The following is a 22,858-nucleotide window of genomic DNA, read 5'->3' on the forward strand; positions in this document are numbered from 1 at the left end:
CGAAAGTCAGGGCACGATTGCCAGCAGCTCCGATGGCATGTACTGCCCGATGTCGGCGATCAGCCCTGGCGGGTCAGTGTCCGGGTTGCAGATGATGCTCTGTTCTAACAGGCCGATTCGTTCGACAGTGACGATATCCTGTGCGTGGCCGGCGCGGTTGACCGTCGCGCGCGCTTCGGAGCGCGTGACGCTGTTCGCGTTGATACGACCGTTGTTGCCACGGGTCCACTCGTACAGGCGGTCCTGCTCGACATCCGCAAGGCGTGCAGTGTCACCGGCGACGAACCGGAGCGGGAGGTGCTGGACCAGTCCGAACCGTTTCCGGATCTGTGACGGCGTTCCCTGCCCGAGACCGAGCTCATCGGCCGGAACCCGGACCGTCTGGCCGAAGCCGACATCGAGGACGAACCCGTCCTCGTCCCAGCTATCGAGCGTTCCGACGTACGTCTCGCCGTCCTCGTGGTCGGCGACCAGCTCGCCGAACTCCTCGCGCAGCAGGTTCTTCGCGACGGTCTCGTCCGGGCCGTCGAGGGTCACCGTCGGGAAGTCGTCGTCACGGAGACCGATGTCGTACGCCACGTCGAGGTCGCCGAGTTCGTTGCCGACCATCGAACGCAGTCCGTCGAGCGTACGGTCCCGAGCGTCGCCGGCGACGTACACTTTGGTACCGAGAACGACCATCAGGCTTCCACGTCCACGTCAGCGTTCAGTTCGTCTCTGAGCTCCTCAAGGCGATTCTCCATCGCGGTGACGAGACGGGTGTTCTCCATCGTCTCGACCTGATTGCCACATTCGGGGCACTCGAAGCCGAACTCCATTGCCTCGCCGAACTCGAAGCGGATACCGCAGTGCTCACAGAGGTAGAACTCGTTTTCCCGCTCGTACTCGCGGCGCTCTTCGAGGCCGTCGAGCAGGCGGTACATCTCCTCTTGCAGTTGTTCGGGGATCTTCTCGTACTGGAACGTCCAGAGGTACGTGAGCCACCCTGAGTCCTCGTCGCGGAGCCGACGATACGTCGCGAGGTCGTTCTCGTAGAGAATAAACAGCGCTCGGCGAACGTCGTTCAGTTCGAGTCCGAGCTCCTCGGCCAGTTCCTCGTCGGTCACTTCGCCGTCCGGCGGCGCGGCGGCGACCGGCATCCCTTTCGGTCCGACCAGCTCGTGGAGGTATTTCTGTATGACGGGGTCCTCCAAGAGTTCCTCAAAAGCCATTACCCGCACATCCGGGAGTCATGTGGTTAAAACCATCGGGTCGTCCTCTCTCGAACGCTGACGCAGAGGCCGGGGCCATGATGCTGTCGGGGAGTGCTCGATGTGCCTGCAGACGGACAACAACGACGGATAGCAGTCCCTTTTGCGGTACCACCACACTTGGAATTCGTCGTGACGACCTCGAAAACCCCGCTATTCGATTTTCTCGACCGGGGTCCGGCAGGAGGAACAGGTCTCTTTGTCGATAGCGACGAAGACGGAGTCACAGGAGGGACACTCGTAGAGATTCGATTCAGGTTCGTCAGCCGCGTCCGTACCGCTATCGCCGGCAGAGCTGGCCTGAACGCGTTTCTCCGTCACTGTTCCGGCCTGTGGTCCGTTGTCCGACTGCCGTTTCCCACTCGAGAGTACGTCCGATACGGATTTTTTGATTTTGTCTAGCATCGCGAGTTGTTGCAGGATAGTAGTCATTTGAATTACTTTAACAGCTGTGGTTTTCAAGTCACGGACAGTTCCGGACGACCGGCTTCACTGATGAACGGTCAGAGGTCGTCGAGCGGTCGCGGCGACGCCTGTTCGTATTCGATAACGTCGAACCCATCGTGGGATTCTCGGGACAACTCCGTCCATTCCTCTCCCAGGTTCGGGAAGTAGCGGTCCCCCTCGTTTCGCTCGTGGATGCGGCTGAGGAAAACCCGGCCGGCGAACGGGAGAAACAGGTCGTACACTGCCTCACCGCCGATGACGTAGGTGACAGGCGGCGAGTCGCTCGTTCCAGTGCCGTCGCCGGCGAACGCCTCGGTCGCACCGGCGCGAGCGGCTGCTTCGACAGCTATCTGCGGCGTCGTGGCGTACTCAACTGTCTCCGAATCGGCGCTCCGGCTGTCGTCGCTCGTCAAGACGACGGTGTAACAGTCCGGGATGGGCTTCATCGACTCGAACGTTCGCCGCCCGAGGATGATTGGGTGGCCGGCGATGCGGTTCTTGTACTGGCGCACGTCCTCCGGGTAGTGCCAGGGAACGCCGCCATCTAGGCCGATGACGTTGTTTTCGTCGGCTGCGACCACGAGGACAAGTTCGGTGTCAGGTATCGTTGTCATTTGTATCCAAGCGCCTCCAGTCGGTCGTCAAGGTCTCCGGCAAACTGCGTGTCAGACGCATCCTCGAACTCGGTGTAGCCGTCGAGCGGCGTCGCGATAGCCACGTCGGCGTACCGGTCGCTGTCGAAGTGGTTCCGGACGACAGCGGCGTCGATATTGCTGTCCTCGACCGTGCCGCCACAGCCCTTGATAACGGATTCGTGGGCACTCTCACCCCATGCCGCCCGTTTTCGGACCTCGTCGCCGGGCCGGTCGTGGTAGACCAAGCGGGCGTGCTTTGCAAACGGTGCAGCGTCGCCACAGACCCGTTCGGCTTCCTCGCGCATCGCCGGGCCGATGGGGGCCTGTGACGCGACGACGGTCCCGTTCGGGGAGGCAAACGCCGGGCCGTCCGCGTTGCCATCGTTGAGCGCTATCGCGCGGACAGCGTCGGGGAACCGGCTGAGTGTCGCCAGGTCGGTGACGCGGTGTCCCTCCCGCTGGCCGGGAGCACGGACGACGAGCGGGACGTGATACATCGTCTCGTGAGTCCCGATACGGTGGCTGACGGCTGGTGGTTCCTCGGGAATCGCTGTCGGTTCGCCGAAGCCCTCGCCGTGGTCGCCGACGAAGACGACAAGCGTGTCATCGAGGACGCCCTGATCGTCCAGTCCGCGGATCAGGGTCTCAAAGATGGCGTCGGCCTGCCGGACTGCACCGTCGTATATCTGTTCGAGAATGCCGGCGAAGCCAAGCGACAGGTTCCCCGAAAGGAACTCCCAGTGCCACTTGAACCCCATCGACTCCTGCATGTCGCGGGAGCGCTCGTCGCTCCACTCGTCGTACTCGGCGAGCGGTTCGTACGGGCGGTGGGTGTCCATCAGGTTGATGCAGGCGGCCCACTCGCTCTCCTGCTCGGCAACCCACTCCAGCGTCCGGTCGGCGTACCAGAAGCCGTTGGGCCAGTCACCCAGTGAGCCGTTCGTTTCGTAGGCCGAGTCGTACTGCTCGGGCGAGCCGACCGCCGTCTGGAACACGTCGTCGAGCCCTGATTCGTGGTCGGTCAGGAACGGATTGTCGGAGAACAACCCCGTGTCATAGCCCGCTTCAGCCAGTTCTTCGAAGATTGTGTGGCCGGCGTCGAGTCTAGCGGTGTGGTCGACACCGTGTTCGTGGGTCTCGTGGCCCGTGAACATGCTGACGTGGCTGGGGACGGTCCAGTTGCTCGGGCTGCGAGCCTGCGTGTACACCGTCGCCTCCTCGGCGAAGGCGTCGAGAAAGGGCGTCGTCTCCCGGCGATAGCCCAGCACGGAGGTGCTCCGGGCGCGGAGACTGTCAGCGACGACGAGCAACACGTTATGACGCGACATCTGAGCCACAGTTAGCGTCGAGCGATAAAAGGCCCGCGGCACAACTGCGTGGGTATCACTCCTCGTCGGGGTCGACGACTCGCTTGCCGGTCTCCTGCGGCACGACGACTCTATCGGGGTTCTCCCACTCGCGGTCCAGTTCCCGGCCCTCGAACAGGCGGTCGAGGAAGACGGCCAGCGAAGCGACTTCGGAGTGTGGCTGGTTGGTGACGCCGACGTTCCAGTCGGCGTGTTCGTACACCTCGAAGGGGACTTTCTCCGCGCCGACGACGACCAGTAGCGGCTCTTCGGCGTGGGCCTCGCGGACATCGGCCTCGATATCCTGGACCGGCTCGCCGTACATCGTCAGATGGACGACGCGCCCCTCGAAATCGCGGATGAGCCGCTTCGGTTCCTCTGTCGAAGCCACGTCGAAGGGGCCACCGAACCGGTCGGTGATGTCGATGACAGTATCAGCCTGGTTGCGGGCGGCGTTGGCCAGCACAACCTTGTCGGCCCCGAGCGCGCGTGCGGTCAGTCCAACGTGGGTCGTCATCCGCTCGTCCCGGCCGGGCCGGTGGCCCAGTCGGAGCACCGTCACCTGCGGGGAGTCCTTCATCCGTCGCTCCGTGCGTCTTCAATGGCGGCCCGGACTGGTTCGTAGGCGATTTCTCTCAACTCGACTTGCTCGCCGTTGACGTACACGGCTGGCGTTCCCCCAACGCCGCGGTCGATACCGGCTTCGCGGTCACCGGAAACTGTCGGGCGGTACAGTTCTCCCGTCGCGGCCGCTCGAACCGTCTCGCCGTCGATGTCTATGCCTTCCGTTAGGTCGGCGTAGGTGTCCGGCCCCAGCTGGCTCTGGTTCGCGAACAGGCGCTCTGAGTAGGTGAAGAAGGCCTCGTCGCCGACGTTGTCCTGCACGGCGCGCGCGGCGCTTGCGGCCTGCCACGAGGCGTTCTTGTCGACCGGAACCGGGAAGTCGTGGAACTCGTAGCGGATGGTTCCATCAGTGAGGTAGTTCTCCCGAATCTGCGGGTAGACGGACTCCGAGTAGGTCGCACAGTGTGGACAGGCGTAGTCTTCGTACACCGCAACCGTAACGTCGGCCTCTGGGTCGCCCGCGACGGGCGTCGAGAGCGGCTGGCCCGGTGCGGGCGTCGGCGTCGCCGTCTCTGTTTCGGCCGACTCAGAACCGCCGCCGGCACATCCGGCTAGCGCGCCGAGGGTAACGGTCGTCGCCGAGAGAACGCTACGGCGAGTGAATCGGGTCATAACCGACCCTCACAGGGGAAGCTATAAAACGACGTTGTCATCTGTTACGTGCCTACCGACTCCACCGGAATCGGCCGCGACCACAACGTTTTTTCTCGCCTGGGAAGCATCGCACCTATGGACGTATCAGAGAAGCGAATAGTCGTTACCGGCGGGGCAGGCTTTATCGGGTCGCATCTGGTTGAGCGCCTCGTTCCGGACAACGACGTCGTCGTCGTCGACAACGAAGCGAACGGGCAATCCGAGTGGGTCCATGAGGGTGCAACCTATCTGGACGGTGACCTCACCGACCCCGATGTCGTCGCTGAGGCTATCACGAGCGATGTCGACCTCGTCGTTCACCTCGCGGCGTCGAAGCTGGTCGACACGGACACCCCTCGCCGCCAGTTCGAGGACAACAGCGATATCACGTACAACATTCTCGAACAGATGCAGGAAGCCGGCGTCGAAAACCTCGTGTTTACGTCGTCGTCCACGGTATACGGCGAAGCACCGCGACCGACTCCGGAGGATTACGCGCCGCTTGAGCCAATCAGTGTCTACGGCGCGACGAAACTCGCCGAAGAGTCGCTCGTCTCGACGTACGCCCACAGCCACGACATCCAGTCGTGGGTGTTCCGGTTTGCGAACATCGTCGGCCCGCGCCTGCGCGGTGCGGTCATCCCCGACTTCATCGAAAAACTCACCGATGACCCGTCGACGCTGACGATTCTCGGTGACGGTCGTCAGGAGAAGTCCTATATGCACATCTCCGAGTGCATCGACGCGATGCTGTTTGCCGTCGAACACGCCGACAAGGACCACAACGTGTTCAACCTCGGCACGCGGACGACCACATCGGTCGACCGCATCGCCACTATTGTCGCTGACGAGATGGATATCGACCCTGAATATGAGTACACCGGCGGTGACCGCGGCTGGACGGGTGACGTGCCGCGAATGCGTCTCTCCGTCGACAAGCTCTCGGCGCTAGGCTGGGAACCCGAACAATCGAGCGACGACGCCGTGCGGCAGTCGACCCGCGAACTGCTCGAAGAACTCTAAGGGCGGACTTAGGCCGGGTACGTACCGTTCAGCTGTGATTTTTCGATGACGTGGCCGCTGGCCGCGTCGTACACGTCATCCTTGTCTGCCGCCGGGGAGAGATCGAGCGTCGTGTCTAGCGCGTACAGGAGGAACCGATACGTGTGCTCTCGGTCCGGCGGATTTGGACCGCCCCAGCCGACCTCGCCGAAGTCGTTCTGTCCTTCTGTGGCCTCGTCGGGCACCCACCCCTCCGGTATCCGACCAATATCTGGCGGGATTTTCCAGACGAGCCAGTGGTCCCACACCTTTCCGGCCGGCTCCTCGGCGTCCGGGTCGTCGACGATGAGGAGGAGTGACGACGCGTCCGACGGGACGTTTTTGATTTCTAGCGGTGGGTTCGTGTTTGCCGCCGAGTAGCCGTGTTCCTCGGGGATACGGTCCCCGTCGTCGAAGGCCGGACTTCGGAGCTGTAGGTCTGCCATGTCGGGAGATATGACAGGCAAACAGAAAAACGTCGTCCCGGCAGCCATTTGCGGCTCCGCGCCGAACCGCCGGACGTGCAGGTCGTGGGCTACCGCGCGCGAGTCGACGAACACGCCGCGCTCCTGTTGGCCGAGGACGGAAGCGTGACTACTGAGCGATTAGACCCGGGCACCGAACTCTCGTACACGCTTGGCGAGCGCCACTGTGCCGGCGCAGTCGACGACGATAGACATTTTCACTGTGACAACGACCCCGCACCGTACTGCCCGGAACACACCGACATCTGGCCGTGTGCCCGCTGTACCGGGGACTGCAACAAGCCCCTCGACACTTGCGACGAGGAACACGCGGTGTATCTGGCAGCGTTCGCGCCGGATGTGATCAAGGTCGGTGTCACCCGCTCTTGGCGACTGGAAACGCGGCTCCGTGAACAGGGGGCTGACAGGGCCGCCCACCTCCGGACCGTCGCCGACGGTCGTATCGCCCGACAGGTCGAGGCCGACATCGCCGTCGAGTTGGGCGACCGGGTCAGAGTCCCCACGAAGATAGCGGGATTCGACCAGTCCGTCGACGCGGACTGGTGGGCCTCGCTCTGTGAGCGCTACGACCCGCTGGCGACCTACGACTTCGAGTACGACCTGTCCCTCTCGGACCGTCCGATGGCCGAAACCCTGGCGACGGGGACCGTCCAGGGAACGAAGGGACGAGTTGCCGTACTGGAGAACAACGGCAGTATCTACGCCGTCGACCTCCGACAGCTCGTCGGGTACGAACTCTCGGACGGCGGAACCGACCGCGACCTCCAGTCGAGCCTCGGCGCGTTCGGGTAACACCGGGCGGTCGGCGTCGCTGTAATCCGCACTTGACAGTACAGAAGACATTTAAACGCGGCTGTTGCCCATCCTCGTGTGCGACGTGAAACCCTCCTGACCGGTGGCGTGGTCGTGGTCGTCCTGACCATGCTCATCGGTGCAACAGCGGTCCCCGGCGCGCTCTCCGAACCCGAGGATAACGTTCGCGAGAGCTATCTCGACCTCCGCGAGACGACCATCGAACCGGCGTCGGTCGACGGCCAGACAGTGACGCTCGCCATCGACGCCCGGCTCTCGCACCGCGGCGGTCCCGCCGAGAACGTCACCGTCGAGACGCGGGCCATCGACGCGGACACCGGCCTCGTCGCGACGACGACGCGACAGTCGGTCGGCACAGTCGAAGGGGAACGAGAGGTATCGGTGCGGTCAAACATCACGGTCGAGCGGACGGGCGGCTATCGGATCGATACTATCGTCTACGAAGACGGGAACCGCATCGAGACCGGCCAGCAGTCCGTCCAGAACGTCGATGCCCTCACACCGGCGTACGCCCGCAGTACCGTGACCTTCCAGCGCTTCGAGAACGCCGGCGTGCCGCTCGATTCCATCACCTATCGGATCGACGGCGTTTCGGACAACCAGACGACGCTGAACGTCTCGGTGTACGTTACGAACGCCGGCAACAATCCGTCTGATGACCTCTCGCTGCGGCTCCGGGCACGCCAGGCGGACTCGAACGTTATCGCCGATGAGTCGAGCGTTCGGGTTGGCCAGATCCGTCCCGGCCGAACGGAGATCGTCAGAACCCAGCTAACGGTGCCTGACGACTACAACTACTGGCTCGACGGGATGTTGCTCTCCGACGGCGTCATCGTCGGAACCGAGAGCTCCCCGGCGAACCTCCATCCGACGGAGCGGCTTCAGGAGAACGAAACTAGACAACAGGTCGGCTTCCAGTCCAGCGATTTCGAGCAGGACCGGCCGGAAGAGCAGGGGATGGACGAACCACAGCAGACCTCGGCCGAGGGTCCCGGCTTCACGGCGTTGCTCGGACTGATTGCGGTCCTCGCAAGCGCCCTTCTCATCGCACGGAGACAGACCAATGAGTGACACCTCCAACACCGACGCAGTGGCACAGGACACCGGCGCGGCGACCGACGACGCTGTCGGCGAGACCGATGACGACTCGGGCCCCGCGATAGCTATCTACGCGCAGTGGGCGGTGTTCGCTATTCTCACGCTCGTGGCACTCATCGCGACACTACAGTTCTACTTCTCCGCGTCGTCGGCGATTGATACGTTCGTCACCGACAGATATCGGCCGCTGTTCAATGCGGCGTTCAATCTCGCCGTCGTGCTCGGCTGCGGGCTGGGGCTCTCGGTACTGGTCCGACGGCTCGCCTGAGCCCGTCCCCAGCCATATCAGGTACCCACAGTCGGCGTTTCAGTAATCCGAGGTTTCAGGCACCTGTCAGCCATACGTCGAGAAGGATATCATGACCCGACGACGCGCGACGCGGCGACGATTCCTGGCGAGTTGTAGCGCCATCGCCGGTGTGGGTCTGGCGGGCTGTACCGGCGGCGACGAGTCGACCGCAACTGACTCAACGCCGTCGCCCACCGACGACGGCAGTGTCACACCCGCAACGACAACCGACGAACCGACGGCGACCGACACCGCGACAGCGACGCCGGACCAAGCAGCCGTCGAGACGCTCGTCTCGGTCGGCGGCGACCGTGTGCCCGAGAATCTGGCGCTCGGTCCTGACGGTGGCCTGTACTTCGGTATCACGGCTGGCGAGGTTCGGCGCGTCCCTGCAGCAGAGACCGGCGCGACCGGCCTTTCCCTCGAAGATACCGAACAGATTGCGACGCTGCCCGGCGCGATTGGCGTCGAAGCAGCGCCCGATGGGACGGTGTACGTCGCCGTCGCCACGCAGGACGACCAGGCTGGCGTCTGGGAAGTCCCACCCGACGGCGGCGCGGCACAGCTTGTCGGCATCAGCGGGTTCCCGAACGACATCTACTACGACAATGACCAGGAGCGCCTGCTGGTGACTGAATCGCAAAACGGCGTGGTCTACGCGGTCACGACCGACGGTGAGCGGTCGACCTGGCTGGACGACGACCGGCTGGACACGGAGAGTTTCGGCGCGAACGGGATCACCCGCGACGCCGACGGCGATATCTACGTCGCGGTGACGCGAGCCCCCGAAGAAACTGGCAGGCTGCTCCGCGTTCCGGTCGAGTCGGACGGCGCTGCCCGCGACCCCTCGATGTTCTTCGAGGGCGAGGCGATATTCGGAGCCGACGGGATTACCAGCCGGGACGGGGACATCTACGTCGCGGCCAACAGCCAGAACCGCGTCGTCCGAGTGACTTCGGCTGGGACCACGGACGCCGTTGCAACGGCGGACGACGGTTTGGTGTTCCCCTCGGACGTGCTCTTCGGGACCGGCGACCAGCGGGGGTCGCTGTTCATCTGTAACTTTGCAAACCAGTCGCCCGAAGACGGCGCGATTCTCCGGACTAGCGTCCCTCGCTGACCGACCGTTTATCGAGTCTGTCTTCGGACGACAACCCTTTTCAGCGGCCCAACCAAATCCGAGCATATGGCAGACGATGAACCTGAAGACGCTGGCGAATCGGCGGACGCGACAGAGGAAGGCGGCGAGGAGAAGTCCTTCCGCGAGCGAGTCGAGGAGATCCGACAGCAGCGCGCCGAGGAGCGTGAAGAAGGCGAGGGCGACGGCGACGAGATGAGCCGCGAAGAGCGCATGGAAGAGATGATGGGCGGTGGCGGCGGCCCCGGCGGCATGGGCGGGGGCAACCCCTTCGCACAGATGATGGGCGGCATGATGGGTGGCGGCCCCGGCGGTCCCGGTCCGGGTGGCCCCGGCGGCATGGGCGGCGGCCCGCCAAGCCAGCACGAGGAATCGGGCGGCAGCGACAACGAGGAACTCACGCGCGAGATGCGAAAGCTCCGAGACGAAGTCCACGATATGCGGCGCTCGCTCGACCGCATCGCCGACGCGCTCGAAGACTAACGGAACACGACTTGCCGACGTTTTTGCGGACGAACGGGACAGAGTCATCCAAATCCCACCGATAGCATCCGCTCAGCATCGAATAGCGATAGGGTGACATGAGTCTCTGAACGGGGCCAACAAGAGCCGAAAAAGACGGTCTCCCAGTCGCTACATATCGTCAAACGAGACACCGGTAATCTCGAACCGTGCGCCGCCGTCAGCACTGTCGTGGACGCTGATCTCCCAGCCGTGCGCCTCCACGACCTGCCTGGCGATACTCAGCCCGAATCCAGTCCCCTCCGTGCTCGTCGAGTAGCCGGCTTCGAACACGGTGTCCCGGTCGGCTTCGGGGATGCCGGGGCCGTCGTCCGCGACGTAGAACCCGTCGGCTACCGCCCCGACCGTCACGGTCACGTCCGGCCCGGCGTGCTCGACCGCGTTCCGAACGAGGTTCTCGAATAGCTGTTTCAGACGGCTCTCGTTTGCCAGGACAGTCCGGTCGATGTCGGTGACGAGCGTGGCATCGGCCGTCTCGACGTTCGTCCAGCAATCTTCCACGAGCGGTGTGAGCGCAACCGGTTCGGGGTCTGTCACGGTCTCACCGTCCTGCGCCAGTGTGAGCAGATCAGTTAGCAGTGTGTCCATCCGCTCGTGTGCTCGCTCGACAGCGGCCAGATGCTCACTTTGGCACTGCTTGCGTGCCAGTTCCAGTCGTCCTTGCGCAACGCTCAGCGGATTTCGCAGGTCGTGTGAGACGACGCTGGTAAACGCTTCGAGCCGGTCATTGTGCTGTTCGAGTTCCCGCTGGTGGTCGCGCAACTGTTCGGTTCCCTCGACCTGCTTGAGTGCGCTGGTGACGTGTCCGGCCAGAATCTCTCCAAGGACGACGTCCTGCTGGTCGAACGCCGCGGCCGTTTCCGAGCCGGCCAGCAGGATGCCGTGCTCGCCGAGCGGGAGATATAGTTCGCTTTTGATCAGCGTGTCCGGGTTGTAGATGTCCGGGTCGGCGTGGACGTCATCGACGGCGAGTGCGTCGCCGGACTCGTAGACGCGCCACGCAATGCTGTCTCCGGGCGTGAAGGTCGGCAAATCGTTTAGCAGGTCGTATATCGCGTCGGAGGCGGCGACCGGTTCGAGCGTCTGTTCGTCCTCGTTGTAGAGGTGGATCGTATTCGCTTCGAGTCCCAGTACAGTGCGGGCCGTCTCGACGCCGATTTCGGCCACTTTCTCGCGCGTGTCAGCCTGGAGCAGGTCCTGCACCGACTCGCTGAGAGCTTTGAGGCGGCGTTCGTGTTGTTTCCGTTCGGTAATGTCCCGTTGGAACCCAACGTAGCTGACGACCGTTCCGTCGTCGTCGCGGACTGGGGCGATAGACACCTGATTCCAGAACATCGTCCCGTCCTTCCGGTAGTTCCGGAGTTCGACCGACACAGGTTCCTCCTCATCGATGGCCGCCCGCATCGCGTCGACCGGCTCGGACTCGGTCGCCTCGCCCTGCAGGAACCGGCAGTTTCGGCCACGCACCTCCGACTCTGTGTAGCCGGTCAGCTCCAGAAACCGCCTGTTGGCGTAGGTTATCGGGGTCCCATCCTGCTTGGGGCCGGTCATTATAATGCCGATAGGGGCCTCGTTCATGGCGCGTTTGGTCCGTGAGAGTTCCCGTTCGCCGTCTCGCCGCTCAGAGATGTCACGGACCGTACAGACCAACTCACCGCGGTCGGTCTGCGCGAGTACGTGGTCTTCCGTGAACGTGCTCCCGTCGGCACGGAGTCCTGTCGTCGTCCCGCTCCAGTACCCGGTGTCCTGAACTGTCGGGATGATCTCGTCGTTGATCCGTGGTATGTCTTCCTCTTGATACAGCAGTTCCCAGTGCTCACCGACCATCTCGTCAGGTTCGTAGCCGTAGAGGTCCGCGTACGCTTCGTTGACGAAGATGAACCGTCCGTCTTCGTCGAGGATGCTGATCCCCTCCTGTGCAGTCTCGATAGCGTCGAGTTGGCGGTTGCGCTCGCGCTTGACGCGCTGGGACTCGACAGCGTTGGTGATTCTGTTCGCGAGCACCGCGTACTGGTCGGTGCCGCTCTCCTTCTGCAAATAATCGGTGACTCCGGCCGAGATAGCATCGCTTGCGATTTCCTCGGACCCTTTGCCGGTGTAGAGAATAAATGGAATCGATCCGTACTCCTCGCGGACGACTTCGAGGAACTGGATGCCGCTCCGCTCGGGCATATCATAATCGGAGACGACACAGTCGATATCGTTGTCGGCCAGGATTTCCAGCCCCGCTGTGGCGCTCGTCGCAGTCTGGACATCTAGCCGATCGTCCTCACGTTCGAGAAACGTCGCCGTCATATCGGCAAACCCCGGCTCATCATCGACATGAAGAATACAGATAGTGTCAGCGAGATTAATCATAGCTCTGTCTGGTAGGGTCACATTACAGGATGGTGCGTTAAAAGATCATCTCCAATTACGAAAGCTGACATATCCCCGTCGCGAACTGACGATCTCCACTATCTTGCGGCCGGCGGTCGACCTTTACTCGGTGGTCTTGTGGGGCTATCGTACGTCGCTATCCCTGGCCGACCATCTCGTCTTCGTCTTCCCACTCCTGTTCGCGGAGCTCGTACTTCTGGACCTTCCCGGTCGCTGTCGTGGGCAGTTCCTCGACGAACTCCACGCGGCGAACGACCTTGTAGGTCGCCAGCTGTTCGCGGGTGAAGGTTCGGAGGTCCTCGGCCGTCACGCCCGGGTTGTCGGGGTCGCCTGAATTCGGGACGACAAAGGCCTTTGGCGTCTCGCCCCACTCGTCGCTTGGGGCGGGAATAACTGCGACATCGCTGACGGCGTCGTGTTCGTAGAGCGTGTCCTCCAGTTCGATACTGGAGATGTTCTCGCCGCCGGAGATGATGATGTCTTTCTTGCGGTCACGGATGGCGACCATGCCGTTCTCGTCGACTGTCGCCAGGTCGCCCATGTGGTAGTAGCCCTCGACGCGGTCGGAGAAGGCTTCCTCCGTCTGTTCGGGTTTGTTCCAGTAGCGGTCCATCACCTGATTGCCGCGGACGACGACCTCCCCGAGCGTCTCGTCGTCGTGTGGCACGTCGTTGCCATCCTCGTCGACGACCCGGACATCGGTCCCGAGGTAGCCGATGCCCTGGCGCTTCTTGACGCTGAAGCGGGCGTTGCTCCCGTCCTCGAAGAAGCGCCGGGCGTCCGAAGTCGTGACGAGCGGGCCGGTTTCGGTCGCGCCGTAAACGTGTTTCAGGTACCAGCCGAAGTCGTCTTCGACGGTCCGGATGACGGCCTCCGGCGGTGCGCTGCCGGCCGTTGCGATGCGCACGTCATTCGCCCCGGTCGTCTCGATCTCTCCGTCGTGGGCTGCATAGCGGTCCGCCAAGATGTTCAGCACCGTTGGCGCGCCACAGAGATAGGACACGTCTTCTGTCCTGACAGCGTTGAAGATGCCTTCGGCGTCAACGCCGCGAGTACAGACGTGTTTCGCGCCCATGCCGGTGACCGAGAAGATGTGGCCCCAGCCGTTGACGTGGAACATCGGGAGCGTCCAGAGGTAGACATCGTCGTCCGAAATCTCTTGATGGAGCGCGACGATGTAGGCGTGGAGTGTCTCGGTCCGGTGGGTCCGACAGACACCTTTCGGGTCGCCGGTGGTGCCTGAGGTGTAGTTGATGGTGATGAGGTCGTCCTCGTCCATCTCGGGGCGCTCGTAGTCGGTTCCCGCCTCCTCGATGATTTCGTCGAAGGACTCCCAGTCGCCGTCGACGGCATCCGTGTCGTTGGTGACGAAAATTTCGGTGGGCACCTCGTCGCGGATCGGCTCGATTTTCTCGGCGTACTCGTAGTCCGCGTAGACGGCGTCGACCTCGGCGTCCGAGAGAATATATTCGAAGTCGTCCGGCACGAGCCGGTAGTTCAGCGGCGTGTGGACCGCGCCCAGCTGCATGGTTCCGTAGGCCGCTTCGAGCTGGTAGTGCGTGTTCGGGTCCAAGACGGCCACCCGGTCCCCCTTCTCGATGCCACGGGCAGCCATCGCCGCCGAGAACCCGTCGGCTCGCTCCCCGAACTCGTCGTACGTGAAGCGCTCACCGGTCGTGGCGACGACAGCCTCTTTGTCCCCGTAGTATTCCCGCGCACGGTCGAGAAAATCCGTGGTAAGCAGTGGCTTATGCATCTCAGGCTATCGTATGGTTAATCATGATAAAGTGGTTGTGATACTCCCCTGATTTTGCTGTCTCGGAACCGGTCATATTTAGGGTGCCTGTCGAACCACAGTCGCTTTGAGGATAGCGTCCCCAGTTTTCGCCAATGAGTACAGCGACGGCGGACGTTTCGAAGCGGCAGGCGTGGGTGATGGCCGCGCGGCCACAGACACTGCCTGCCGGGGCCGCGCCGGTCATCGTCGGGATGGGGCTGGCGGTCCACGCCGGCGTCTTCGCTCCATTGCCGGCAGTTGCGGCGCTGGTGGGTGCGCTGCTTATCCAGATTGGAACGAACTTTGCGAACGACTACTACGACGCGGTGAAGGGGGCCGACACCGACGAGCGTGAAGGATTCACCCGCGTGACCGCTGGCGGCCTCATCGACGCCGAGGAGGTCAAACGGGCGATGATAGCGACCTACGGCCTCGCTGTCGTCATTGGCGTCTATCTCGTCGCCGTCGGCGGTCTGCCCATCGTCGTGGTTGGCCTCTCGGGCATCGCCGCCGGGGTTCTCTACACCGGCGGTCCGTTCCCCTACGGCTACCGCGGTCTGGGCGACCTGTTCGTGTTCGTTTACTTCGGCGTCATCGCGGTCACCGGCACATATTACGTGCAGGCCGTTGCGAGCGCAAGCGGCGTCGGTACGTTTCCGATGACGCTCCCGCCGGGATCGGTCACTGCCGCCGCCATTACAGCCAGTCTCCCAGCAGCCGGGCTGTCGACGGCGATTCTCGTCGTCAACAACATTCGCGACCGCGAGACGGACCGCGCCACAGGCAAAAAGACGTTAGCGGTCTATCTTGGCTATGGATGGAGCCGCGTCGAATTTCTCCTGATGGTCGGGATGGCCTACGTCGTCCCGGTCGTGTTCGCCCTCGATAGCCAGTACGGACTGGCGGCACTGGCCCCGCTGCTGACGCTGCCACTGGCGGCGACTATCTCGAAAACAGTCCTCACACAGACCGGCGGCGACGCCCTGAACCCGACACTCGAACGGGTCGGCCAGACGCTGTTCGCCCACTCCGTCCTGTTCGCGGCAGGTCTCGCCGCCACACAGCTACTATGAAGGTCGATTCGTTTTCGCTCCCGCTGTCGAGTCCGCTCGCGACCGCCCGCGAGACAATTAGCCAGCGCTCGGGATTTGTCGTCCACTACGACCACCGCGGCGAAACCGGCGTCGGCGAAGCCACGCCGCTCCCGGGCTGGACGGAGTCGCTCGACGACTGCCGGCGCGGGCTCGACGACGCTGCCACGGTCGCAGTTGACGGCGGGCACACGGATGTCCTCCTGTCGCTGGATGCTGCGTCGGTTCCCGCCGCGCGGCACGGCTTTGCGACCGCGCTGCTGGACGCCGACGCCAGAGCTGACGGCGTGCCGCTGTACCAGTGGTTCGCACCCGACAGGCACTGTACCCGCGTCCCAGTCAACGCGACAGTCGGCGATGGGTCTCCAGCCGAGACCGCCGACGCCGCCGAGCGGGCGGTCGCGGCCGGCTACGACTGCTGTAAGCTCAAGGTCGGGAAGCGAACCGTCGACGAAGACGTGGCGCGCGTTCGGACCGTCCGCGAGCGGGTGGGCGACGACGTGACTCTGCGGGCCGACGCCAACGGCGCGTGGTCCCGTGACCGAGCGCAAGAGGCCTTCGACCGCCTCGCGCCACTGGACGTGGCATACGTCGAGCAACCGCTTCCGGCTGATGACCTCGCCGGGCACGCCAGGCTTCGAGGCAACGGGGTCGGCGTTGCGCTCGATGAGTCCCTCGTCGACCGCCGGGTCGACAGCGTCCTCGATGCCGACGCGGCCGACATGCTGATACTGAAGCCGATGGTGCTGGGCGGTCCCGGCAACGCCCACACGCTGGCGCTCCGGGCCCGCGAGCAGGGTGTCGAGCCGGTCGTCACGACGACCATAGACGCTGTCGTCGCCCGTCTCGCGGCGCTGCACGTCGCCGCCGCGATTCCCGACGTGGCCGCGTGCGGTCTGGCGACCGGTGACCGACTGGCGGCCGACCTCGCGCCGGACCCGACGACGGTGACTGACGGGTCGATGTCAGTCCCCCAGGCGACCGGTCTCGGCATCGACCCGGCGGAGGTTGAAACAGATGCGTGACCTTCTCGACTGGCCGACACAGGACCTTGTCACCCACCGTGCCGACACGACACCAGACCGGACGGCCATGGTTGCGGCGGCCTCCGGGAACGCGGTCACCTACCGGGAACTCGATGCTGCCGTCGACGCGGTGGCTGCCGAACTCAACCGGCGGGTCGACGCCCCAGATGCCACCGTCGCGACGCTCCTGCCGACGCGGCCGGCAGTCGGGACGCTCCTGTTTGCGGCGATGCGACTGGGGGCGACGCTCGCGCCGCTGAACGTCGAACTCGACGCGGCGACGCTCCAAAGCCAGCTTTCGACGGTTGACGCCGACCTACTAGTTTACGGGGACAGCACCGCGTCGCTGGCGGCCGACATCGACGGCTGTCCCGTCGTTTCGGTCGACACAGCCCTCTCAGCGGCTGCTATCGCCGATGGGACAGCAGCGGCGGTATCGGCTGACGAAACAGCTACCGACGTGACCCCGGCGACCCTCTCCCGGACGGACACCCAACTGGTCATCTTTACCTCGGGGACGACCAGCGAGCCGAAAGGCGTCCGGCTGACCGTCGGCAACCTCGTCGCCAGCGCCGTCGCGTCGTCGTACCGCCTCGGCGTTCTTCCGGATGACCGCTGGCTGGTCTGCCTGCCGACGTACCACATGGGCGGACTGGCGCCGTTCGTCCGAAGCGCGCTGTACGGCACTGCGGCCGTCGTTCAGCGCTCCTTCGACGCCGAAGCAACACAGCAGGTGCTCGCAGAACACGGGGTAACGGGCGTTTCGCTGGTACCGACGATGCTCTCGCGGCTGCTGGACGCCGGCTGGGAACCGCCGTCCTCGCTTCGCTTCGTCCTGCTCGGTGGCGGGCCGGCCAGCGAGACACTCATTGAACGGTGTCGGGAGCGGGGCGTGCCGGTCTGTCCCACCTACGGGATGACCGAGACGGCGTCCCAGATAGCGACGGCGCGACCCGAGACAGCCTTCGAACATGCCGGCACCGTCGGCCAGCCGCTGGTGTTTACCGATGTTACGGTCGTCGCCGATGGCGAACCTTGCAACCCCGGCGAACGCGGCGAGATAGTCGTCGACGGCCCCACAGTGACGCCGGGCTATCTGAACGGTGACAGTGACGCGTTCGGCGACCACGGCTTTCGGACCGGCGACATCGGCTATCGGGACGCGGACGGCCACCTCTGGGTCGAGGGCCGCGTCGACGACCAGATTGTGACCGGCGGGGAGAACGTCGACGCGTCGACGGTCGCTGAGACTGTTCGTGCACATCCGGCAGTCGAGGACGCGGCCGTCGTGGGACTTGCTGACGAAGAGTGGGGACAGCGCGTCGCCGCACTGGTTGTCGGGAACGTATCGCCCGCGGCAGTTCGCGACCACTGCGCCGAGCGGCTCGCGCCGTACGAGGTGCCGAAGACAGTGCGGGCTGTTGACGCGCTCCCACGGACGGCGTCGGGGACCGTCGACCGGTCCGCCGTCCGGTCGCATTTCGGGAGTGCCAGCGAGTCGAACGAATCGGCATAGCGGATTGGGGCTCGCGGCCAAGCGGTTTTCTACGTCGATAGCGTATGCAGTTCCGTGTGTACAATCGTCCTCGCGTGGCAGGTCTTCGACGGCACGCCGGTCACGGTCGCGGCGAACCGCGACGAGCGGCTGGATAGGCCGTCACAGCCGCCACAACAGCGCCACTGGGGCAGTCGTGTCGTCGCACCGGCCGACGAGGAAGCCGACGGGACGTGGATCGGCTACAACGAGCACGGCCTGCTGGCGGCGGTGACGAACCGCTGGGTCGACACCGACCTCGCCGGCGACCGCTCGCGCGGCCTGCTCGTCCGGGACGCGCTGAGTCACGAGAGCGCGGAGTCAGCCGCCCGCGCCGTCGAGCAAGCGACCAGAGACGCCGAATACTCGGGATTCAACCTTTTGCTGGCAGACGAGAACGCCGCCGTCTTGCTGGAATGGGACGGCCAGCTCGCGGTCCAGAACTTCCAGCCCGGCGTTCACGTCGTCGTCAACGTTGGCGCGGACGGCGACTACCGGATTCCAGCCCATCGGCCCGACGCCGGCGAGGAGCAAGCGACCAACGCGACGCGGTTGCGCGAGGCGCTGGTTCCGGAGCCCGGCGAATCCGCCGGCGAATGGATTGACCGGGCAGGCGAAACCATCAGCGACCACGAGTACGGCGTCTGTGTCCACGGTGACGGATTCGGGACGCGGTCGTCGTCGCTCATCACACTGGGTGCTGCCCACGAGTATCGGCACGCGGCCGGGCCGCCATGCCGGACGCCGTACCGCCCGGTCGAAGGTCAGATTTAAGCGGCCGTCTCACGGTGTACACAATACATGAGTTCAGCAGCGTCGGAGGCGGACCTTTCTGACGGCGAGCGGGCCGGGCTCGAACTGATTCGTGAGTCCGGTGGCATCCACCAGAGCGACTTCTGGAAGGAACTCGACGTCTCCTCGCGAAAGGGGAGTCGCATCGTCGAGTCCCTGTTCGAGAAGGACCTCATCCAGCGTGAGGAAACGGTGTATGAGGGGCACAACACGTATTACCTGACGCCCGCGGCCCGCGACCTCGACTTCTCGCTTCTGATGGCCGGTGACCAGCTCTCGCCGTTCATCGGCGACGAAGAAGTCGACCCCCACGACGACACCTTCTCGCAGTGGGTCATGACCCTCGCCTACGAGGACTGACCGACAGTTACGCGGCGCGAGTTAGTAGTGCCACGGCACGTCGTCGAAGTCCGGGTCGCGGCCCTCGTTGAACGCGTCCCGTCCTTCCTGGGCCTCGTCGGTCATGTAGGCCAGCCGCGTCGCCTCCCCGGCGAACACCTGCTGTCCGACCATGCCGTCGGAGTCCAGATTGAACGCGTACTTGAGCATCCGCATTGCAGTCGGTGACTTCTCGTTCATCCGCTGGGCCCACTCGATGGCAGTGTCTTCCAAGTCTTCGTGGGGTACCACGTCGTTGACCATCCCCATGTCAGCGGCTTCATCGGCATCGTAGGTCTTGCCGAGGAAGAACACTTCCCGGGCCTTCTTCTGGCCCACCTGTCGCGCGAGATACGCCGAGCCGAAGCCGCCGTCGAAGCTCCCCACGTCGGGATCGGTCTGGAGGAACTTCGCGTGCTCCTCGCTGGCGAGCGTGAGGTCACAGACGACGTGCAGCGAGTGGCCGCCGCCGACGGCCCACCCCGGAACGACGGCGACGACGGGCTTTGGGATGTGTCGGATCTGGCGCTGGACTTCGAGAATGTGAAGCCGGCCGACGTTCTCCGGGGCGTCGTCTTCCACGCCGTCGCTCGTCTCTCGCGGGTCGCTTTGCTCCCCGCTCGCTGTGTCCGAGCCGTGTGGCGACTCGCTGTACTCGTAGCCGCTTTCACCGCGAATACCCTGGTCCCCGCCGGAACAGAAGGCCCAGCCGCCGTCCTTCTCGGAGGGGCCGTTCCCGGTCAGGAGGACACAGCCAACGTCGGTCTGGCGCTTGGCGTGGTCCAGCGCCGTCGCGAGTTCGTCGACCGTCTCCGGGCGGAAGGCGTTTCGCTTCTCCGGCCGGTCGAAGGCGATTCGGACCGCACCCGTCTCAGTCGAGCGGTGATAGGTGATGTCGGCGAAGTCGAACCGGTCGATGGCACTCCACCGCTCCGGGTCGAATAGCTCAGAGACCATACTGTCGCTCGGGACGGCCCTCGCAAAAAGATTCCTCGTATGGATTCGGTTTGAGCGCGAGCGGCGTTCCCCAATGTCAGGCCGGATACCGCCCTGTTCAACGAGAACTGGTTTGTGTCGACAGTGTGACCCATTGCGTACGATGGATACATCTCTTGACTTACCCTGGCGAGAGGAACGGGGTCCATCTTGTCTGACTGACTTGGAGATACTCTCTTGGGTCGAAACACACGGACCGGCAGCCCCTCGGCAAATATCCGAGCGGCGCCGCCGCGAAAGTCAAATCAGATTACAGTGCCGGTATTTGGAACGGATGGGGCTGCTGACGAGTGTCAGCCCGGAATCGTACATTCTTTCGTCTACTGGGGCCGAGACTCTGAACGGAAAGGCTCCGATATCGATATCAGGCGGCTACTTCGATCTCACTGATACGATTACCGTTCCCTCACCACGCATCACAGATCTGTCTGCCCTCTCTCAAATCACTATTAAAAAGCAGAACTCGGAGTTTTTTCACCGTGACGATACTTACACCATTGAGGAACGAGACTTGCGTCGCGGACGTCGACAGATATGGGGAGTGAAGATGTGGAAACTACAGCGGCTGTTAGCCGAGTTCCCTAAAATAGAACCCGTTACCGCACAGTGTGCCCACTGGATGCGGGCGATTGTCGGCTTGCACCTCTTCCCAGACGCAAACCACCGAACCGGCATGGCAACATTAGGTCGCCTCGTCTTGTCTAACGATATCATCGATGTCGATCACCCGTGGCCTGGCGAGCCCGAAGAAATTGGGAAGGCAGTGTTGCTGTCGAAATTCCATCGTCATCTCGCATCGAAAGTAAACCTGAGCAGTCTCTGGCGGCGTGACACGCTATACTGGCACTGGTACCAGTACTTCGATTACCTGTTAAACGACGTTCGGTATCTGGCGCTGCACAAACATTCCGAAGGAAAACTACGAGAGAAACTACGGAAAGTTAGAGGCGAGAACTAAGGGAGCTTATTCGTCATCTGCATCAACGGAGCCCATCTTCTCGTATGACTCCTTTCTGGCCTCGAAGTGCTGCCTGAACTTCCGTTCGTTTTCATCCATACCTAAATTATAGCGACAGAAGCACATATATGTTAGGGGAACTCCGTCATCTGTCGACGTGGGACGCGAATACTGGCTTCACATTCGTACTCTTGGACGTTCTTGGGTTGTTGTCACAAGTACACAGGACAGTACCTGCGGAGCAAACGCTTTGGTGTCGCGCACGTGAACCGACTAGCGATGCCCTCCACATCGAACAGAAAAGCGATGATAGGGATACTTGCGGGTCTCTCTATCGTTATTGTCGTGTACAGCCTCATCATCGTCCAACAGATTCTACTCGGGCTGATTATCGCTGTGGTCCCCTGGCTCCTGTATCTGGTTGTACGGTTCATTTTCACGCTCGAACGAATCGCGACGGCGCTGGAACGGCTTGCGACAGCGCGTACCCGCGAGTCGGAACCCGATAGGGATGGACCCGCTGGGGACTCCCAGCGGCCGTCGGAGTCATACGGACACAGCACGGAAACTGAAGGAGGCGTAGAGGACGAGTGACCGACGGCGGTCGCGTGCAGCTACCCTCGCTCACTCGCTTGCAGGTGCTACCCCCGGCATGACAGAGACGTTCTACGAGGTACTGGGCGTTCCAACTGACGCCTCAACGGCGGCTATCGAAGCGGCCTATCGGGAGCGACTGAAGGAAACCCATCCTGACGTGAGCGATGCGGCCGACGCCGGCGAGGCGACACAGCGGCTCATCGAAGCTCGGGACGTGCTCACCGACGAGGACGAGCGGGCGCGATACGACCGGCTGGGTCACGAAGCCTACGTCGCGGGCGAGAGCAACATACCGGACGACGGCGGCAGCGACGCGGCCGAAGCGGCACGGCGCGCGGGCTATGACGAGTCCGAATCGGCAACCGATCGAACCGAGGCGAGCACTGACCGAAGTACAGCCCGGACAAACGCCCGGGACCGGGCGCGACGTGAACGGGCCGCCAGAGATCGCGTCGCCGATGACAGAGACGAGCGCTCGACCGCCGACACTGATGCGTCGTCGAGCAACAAGCAATCGACCGACCCAGCCAGCGAGACGGCGACCGCGTCGAACGCAGAGTCGACTCGGCACTCTGGGGCCACGGCGACCAGCGGCTTCAGCGATAACGCCGGCAGCGGTGCTACTTGGAGTTCTTCGTCCGCGTACTCCGTCCGACAGACGGACACCCCGTCCCGCGGGTCGCTTCTGGAGAGGCCGACCGGCCGGGGGCTGACGCTGTTTGCCATTACGTTCGCCCTCTATCCAGTGATGCTGTTCAGCGCGTTACTCCCGGCGTTCCCGCTGTGGGTCAACCTGACGATAGGGGTCTGTACCCTGTTTATGATCGGCTACCTCCAGTCCGAACCTACTATCGCGATTATGGTGTTTGGGAGCTGGAGTCTAACGACGACAGTGCTGCTAGTCACGTTGAACATCAGCGCACTCTCGCTTGTCGGCGCGCTCGCACTATCGGGGACGTGGCTCCCGTTCGGACTGTCGCTGTTGACGGCGTCCGTGTTGCGGCTCTAAC

Annotated in this window: 25 protein-coding genes; 14 read left to right on the plus strand and 11 right to left on the minus strand. The window is 63.5% G+C overall.

Features of this window, described 5'->3' with window-relative positions:
• Window positions 1–6 precede the first annotated feature (6 nt).
• From AV059_RS15640 to AV059_RS15670, 7 genes are all read right to left on the minus strand, one after another.
• Window positions 7–681 carry a DUF2110 family protein gene (locus AV059_RS15640; protein WP_058995891.1) on the minus strand — a complete coding sequence of 225 codons (675 nt, stop codon included), beginning with the start codon at window positions 679–681 and terminating at the stop codon, window positions 7–9.
• Window positions 681–1,211, minus strand: a complete 531-nt coding sequence (gene tfe, locus AV059_RS15645; RefSeq protein ID WP_058995894.1) for a transcription factor E — start codon at window positions 1,209–1,211, stop codon at window positions 681–683. The genes AV059_RS15640 and tfe overlap by 1 nt, the downstream gene beginning before the upstream one ends.
• A 192-nt stretch (window positions 1,212–1,403) precedes the next feature.
• Window positions 1,404–1,682: a hypothetical protein gene (locus AV059_RS15650; RefSeq protein ID WP_058995896.1), complete on the minus strand. Its 279-nt coding sequence runs from the start codon at window positions 1,680–1,682 to the stop codon at window positions 1,404–1,406.
• Window positions 1,683–1,753: 71 nt separating this feature from the next.
• The gene (locus AV059_RS15655; RefSeq protein ID WP_058995898.1) at window positions 1,754–2,311 is read right to left on the minus strand and encodes a dihydrofolate reductase; all 558 of its coding nucleotides are present in this window, start codon (window positions 2,309–2,311) and stop codon (window positions 1,754–1,756) included.
• A complete protein-coding gene (locus tag AV059_RS15660) occupies window positions 2,308–3,660 on the minus strand; it encodes a sulfatase (RefSeq protein WP_058995900.1) in 1,353 nt (450 codons plus the stop codon). Before AV059_RS15660 ends, AV059_RS15655 begins: the two co-directional genes overlap by 4 nt.
• 55 nt (window positions 3,661–3,715) lie before the next feature.
• A complete protein-coding gene (locus AV059_RS15665) occupies window positions 3,716–4,258 on the minus strand; it encodes a tRNA (cytidine(56)-2'-O)-methyltransferase (RefSeq protein WP_058995902.1) in 543 nt (180 codons plus the stop codon).
• Window positions 4,255–4,914: a thioredoxin domain-containing protein gene (locus AV059_RS15670; RefSeq protein WP_058995904.1), complete on the minus strand. Its 660-nt coding sequence runs from the start codon at window positions 4,912–4,914 to the stop codon at window positions 4,255–4,257. The genes AV059_RS15665 and AV059_RS15670 overlap by 4 nt, the downstream gene beginning before the upstream one ends.
• Window positions 4,915–5,031: 117 nt before the next feature.
• Between AV059_RS15670 and AV059_RS15675 the strand changes: the two genes are divergently transcribed.
• Complete coding sequence (locus tag AV059_RS15675) at window positions 5,032–5,958, plus strand: NAD-dependent epimerase/dehydratase family protein (protein ID WP_058995906.1); 927 nt, start codon at window positions 5,032–5,034, stop codon at window positions 5,956–5,958.
• A gap of 8 nt (window positions 5,959–5,966) precedes the next feature.
• On the opposite strand, the gene AV059_RS15680 is transcribed toward AV059_RS15675, so the two are convergent.
• The gene (locus AV059_RS15680; protein WP_058995908.1) at window positions 5,967–6,422 is read right to left on the minus strand and encodes a YbhB/YbcL family Raf kinase inhibitor-like protein; all 456 of its coding nucleotides are present in this window, start codon (window positions 6,420–6,422) and stop codon (window positions 5,967–5,969) included.
• A 48-nt stretch (window positions 6,423–6,470) separates the two neighbouring features.
• Between AV059_RS15680 and AV059_RS15685 the strand changes: the two genes are divergently transcribed.
• From AV059_RS15685 to AV059_RS15705, 5 genes are all read left to right on the plus strand, one after another.
• A complete protein-coding gene (locus tag AV059_RS15685) occupies window positions 6,471–7,253 on the plus strand; it encodes a DUF2797 domain-containing protein (RefSeq protein ID WP_079990789.1) in 783 nt (260 codons plus the stop codon).
• Between the two features lie 78 nt (window positions 7,254–7,331).
• Window positions 7,332–8,345, plus strand: coding sequence for a PGF-CTERM sorting domain-containing protein (locus AV059_RS15690; RefSeq protein WP_058995912.1), 1,014 nt, complete (start codon window positions 7,332–7,334; stop codon window positions 8,343–8,345).
• Window positions 8,338–8,640, plus strand: coding sequence for a hypothetical protein (locus AV059_RS15695; RefSeq protein ID WP_058995914.1), 303 nt, complete (start codon window positions 8,338–8,340; stop codon window positions 8,638–8,640). The genes AV059_RS15690 and AV059_RS15695 overlap by 8 nt, the downstream gene beginning before the upstream one ends.
• A 91-nt stretch (window positions 8,641–8,731) precedes the next feature.
• Window positions 8,732–9,781 (plus strand): SMP-30/gluconolactonase/LRE family protein, encoded by a 1,050-nt coding sequence (locus tag AV059_RS15700; protein ID WP_058995916.1) that lies wholly within the window; start codon window positions 8,732–8,734, stop codon window positions 9,779–9,781.
• 66 nt (window positions 9,782–9,847) lie between these two features.
• The gene (locus AV059_RS15705) at window positions 9,848–10,282 is read left to right on the plus strand and encodes a hypothetical protein (RefSeq protein ID WP_058995918.1); all 435 of its coding nucleotides are present in this window, start codon (window positions 9,848–9,850) and stop codon (window positions 10,280–10,282) included.
• Window positions 10,283–10,432: 150 nt separating this feature from the next.
• Here the strand turns inward: AV059_RS15705 and AV059_RS15710 are convergent, their stop codons facing one another.
• Window positions 10,433–12,679 (minus strand): PAS domain S-box protein, encoded by a 2,247-nt coding sequence (locus AV059_RS15710; RefSeq protein WP_058995920.1) that lies wholly within the window; start codon window positions 12,677–12,679, stop codon window positions 10,433–10,435.
• 157 nt (window positions 12,680–12,836) lie between these two features.
• Window positions 12,837–14,456 (minus strand): long-chain-fatty-acid--CoA ligase, encoded by a 1,620-nt coding sequence (locus AV059_RS15715; RefSeq protein ID WP_058995922.1) that lies wholly within the window; start codon window positions 14,454–14,456, stop codon window positions 12,837–12,839.
• A 134-nt stretch (window positions 14,457–14,590) separates the two neighbouring features.
• On the opposite strand from AV059_RS15715, the gene AV059_RS15720 reads away from it, so the two are divergent.
• From AV059_RS15720 to AV059_RS15740, 5 genes are read left to right on the plus strand one after another with little or no spacing between them, the layout of a single operon-like run.
• Window positions 14,591–15,550, plus strand: a complete 960-nt coding sequence (locus AV059_RS15720; protein WP_058995924.1) for a 1,4-dihydroxy-2-naphthoate polyprenyltransferase — start codon at window positions 14,591–14,593, stop codon at window positions 15,548–15,550.
• Entirely contained in the window at window positions 15,547–16,593 is a 1,047-nt protein-coding gene (locus tag AV059_RS15725) for a mandelate racemase/muconate lactonizing enzyme family protein (RefSeq protein WP_058995926.1), read from the plus strand. Before AV059_RS15720 ends, AV059_RS15725 begins: the two co-directional genes overlap by 4 nt.
• Window positions 16,586–18,109 (plus strand): AMP-binding protein, encoded by a 1,524-nt coding sequence (locus AV059_RS15730; RefSeq protein WP_058995928.1) that lies wholly within the window; start codon window positions 16,586–16,588, stop codon window positions 18,107–18,109. The genes AV059_RS15725 and AV059_RS15730 overlap by 8 nt, the downstream gene beginning before the upstream one ends.
• Before the next feature lie 54 nt (window positions 18,110–18,163).
• The gene (locus AV059_RS15735; protein ID WP_058995930.1) at window positions 18,164–18,901 is read left to right on the plus strand and encodes an NRDE family protein; all 738 of its coding nucleotides are present in this window, start codon (window positions 18,164–18,166) and stop codon (window positions 18,899–18,901) included.
• Between the two features lie 27 nt (window positions 18,902–18,928).
• Window positions 18,929–19,279 (plus strand): hypothetical protein, encoded by a 351-nt coding sequence (locus tag AV059_RS15740; RefSeq protein WP_004517952.1) that lies wholly within the window; start codon window positions 18,929–18,931, stop codon window positions 19,277–19,279.
• 21 nt (window positions 19,280–19,300) lie between these two features.
• Here the strand turns inward: AV059_RS15740 and AV059_RS15745 are convergent, their stop codons facing one another.
• On the minus strand, window positions 19,301–20,254 hold the full coding sequence (locus AV059_RS15745) for a 1,4-dihydroxy-2-naphthoyl-CoA synthase (protein ID WP_058995932.1): 954 nt from the start codon (window positions 20,252–20,254) through the stop codon (window positions 19,301–19,303).
• Between the two features lie 313 nt (window positions 20,255–20,567).
• Between AV059_RS15745 and AV059_RS15750 the strand changes: the two genes are divergently transcribed.
• From AV059_RS15750 to AV059_RS15760, 3 genes are all read left to right on the plus strand, one after another.
• Window positions 20,568–21,251: a hypothetical protein gene (locus AV059_RS15750; protein WP_058995935.1), complete on the plus strand. Its 684-nt coding sequence runs from the start codon at window positions 20,568–20,570 to the stop codon at window positions 21,249–21,251.
• A gap of 279 nt (window positions 21,252–21,530) precedes the next feature.
• On the plus strand, window positions 21,531–21,845 hold the full coding sequence (locus AV059_RS15755; RefSeq protein WP_058995938.1) for a hypothetical protein: 315 nt from the start codon (window positions 21,531–21,533) through the stop codon (window positions 21,843–21,845).
• A 58-nt stretch (window positions 21,846–21,903) separates the two neighbouring features.
• Window positions 21,904–22,857: a J domain-containing protein gene (locus tag AV059_RS15760; RefSeq protein ID WP_058995939.1), complete on the plus strand. Its 954-nt coding sequence runs from the start codon at window positions 21,904–21,906 to the stop codon at window positions 22,855–22,857.
• Window position 22,858 lies beyond the last annotated feature (1 nt).

The organism is Haloarcula sp. CBA1127, assembly GCF_001485575.1.
Lineage (GTDB): Archaea > Halobacteriota > Halobacteria > Halobacteriales > Haloarculaceae > Haloarcula.

Bases quoted from the DNA above. Each gene is read 5' to 3' on its own strand.
- AV059_RS15755 (WP_058995938.1), top strand. From the start codon at position 21,531: ATGCCCTCCACATCGAACAGAAAAGCGATGATAGGGATACTTGCGGGT.
- AV059_RS15660 (WP_058995900.1), bottom strand. From the start codon at position 3,660: ATGTCGCGTCATAACGTGTTGCTCGTCGTCGCTGACAGTCTCCGCGCC.
- AV059_RS15655 (WP_058995898.1), bottom strand. From the start codon at position 2,311: ATGACAACGATACCTGACACCGAACTTGTCCTCGTGGTCGCAGCCGAC.
- AV059_RS15650 (WP_058995896.1), bottom strand. From the start codon at position 1,682: ATGACTACTATCCTGCAACAACTCGCGATGCTAGACAAAATCAAAAAA.
- AV059_RS15640 (WP_058995891.1), bottom strand. From the start codon at position 681: ATGGTCGTTCTCGGTACCAAAGTGTACGTCGCCGGCGACGCTCGGGAC.
- AV059_RS15705 (WP_058995918.1), top strand. From the start codon at position 9,848: ATGGCAGACGATGAACCTGAAGACGCTGGCGAATCGGCGGACGCGACA.
- AV059_RS15665 (WP_058995902.1), bottom strand. From the start codon at position 4,258: ATGAAGGACTCCCCGCAGGTGACGGTGCTCCGACTGGGCCACCGGCCC.
- AV059_RS15740 (WP_004517952.1), top strand. From the start codon at position 18,929: ATGAGTTCAGCAGCGTCGGAGGCGGACCTTTCTGACGGCGAGCGGGCC.
- AV059_RS15745 (WP_058995932.1), bottom strand. From the start codon at position 20,254: ATGGTCTCTGAGCTATTCGACCCGGAGCGGTGGAGTGCCATCGACCGG.
- AV059_RS15725 (WP_058995926.1), top strand. From the start codon at position 15,547: ATGAAGGTCGATTCGTTTTCGCTCCCGCTGTCGAGTCCGCTCGCGACC.
- AV059_RS15715 (WP_058995922.1), bottom strand. From the start codon at position 14,456: ATGCATAAGCCACTGCTTACCACGGATTTTCTCGACCGTGCGCGGGAA.
- AV059_RS15700 (WP_058995916.1), top strand. From the start codon at position 8,732: ATGACCCGACGACGCGCGACGCGGCGACGATTCCTGGCGAGTTGTAGC.
- AV059_RS15730 (WP_058995928.1), top strand. From the start codon at position 16,586: ATGCGTGACCTTCTCGACTGGCCGACACAGGACCTTGTCACCCACCGT.
- AV059_RS15670 (WP_058995904.1), bottom strand. From the start codon at position 4,914: ATGACCCGATTCACTCGCCGTAGCGTTCTCTCGGCGACGACCGTTACC.
- AV059_RS15760 (WP_058995939.1), top strand. From the start codon at position 21,904: ATGACAGAGACGTTCTACGAGGTACTGGGCGTTCCAACTGACGCCTCA.
- AV059_RS15710 (WP_058995920.1), bottom strand. From the start codon at position 12,679: ATGATTAATCTCGCTGACACTATCTGTATTCTTCATGTCGATGATGAG.
- AV059_RS15675 (WP_058995906.1), top strand. From the start codon at position 5,032: ATGGACGTATCAGAGAAGCGAATAGTCGTTACCGGCGGGGCAGGCTTT.
- AV059_RS15750 (WP_058995935.1), top strand. From the start codon at position 20,568: ATGGGGCTGCTGACGAGTGTCAGCCCGGAATCGTACATTCTTTCGTCT.
- AV059_RS15720 (WP_058995924.1), top strand. From the start codon at position 14,591: ATGAGTACAGCGACGGCGGACGTTTCGAAGCGGCAGGCGTGGGTGATG.
- AV059_RS15695 (WP_058995914.1), top strand. From the start codon at position 8,338: ATGAGTGACACCTCCAACACCGACGCAGTGGCACAGGACACCGGCGCG.
- AV059_RS15680 (WP_058995908.1), bottom strand. From the start codon at position 6,422: ATGGCAGACCTACAGCTCCGAAGTCCGGCCTTCGACGACGGGGACCGT.
- tfe (WP_058995894.1), bottom strand. From the start codon at position 1,211: ATGGCTTTTGAGGAACTCTTGGAGGACCCCGTCATACAGAAATACCTC.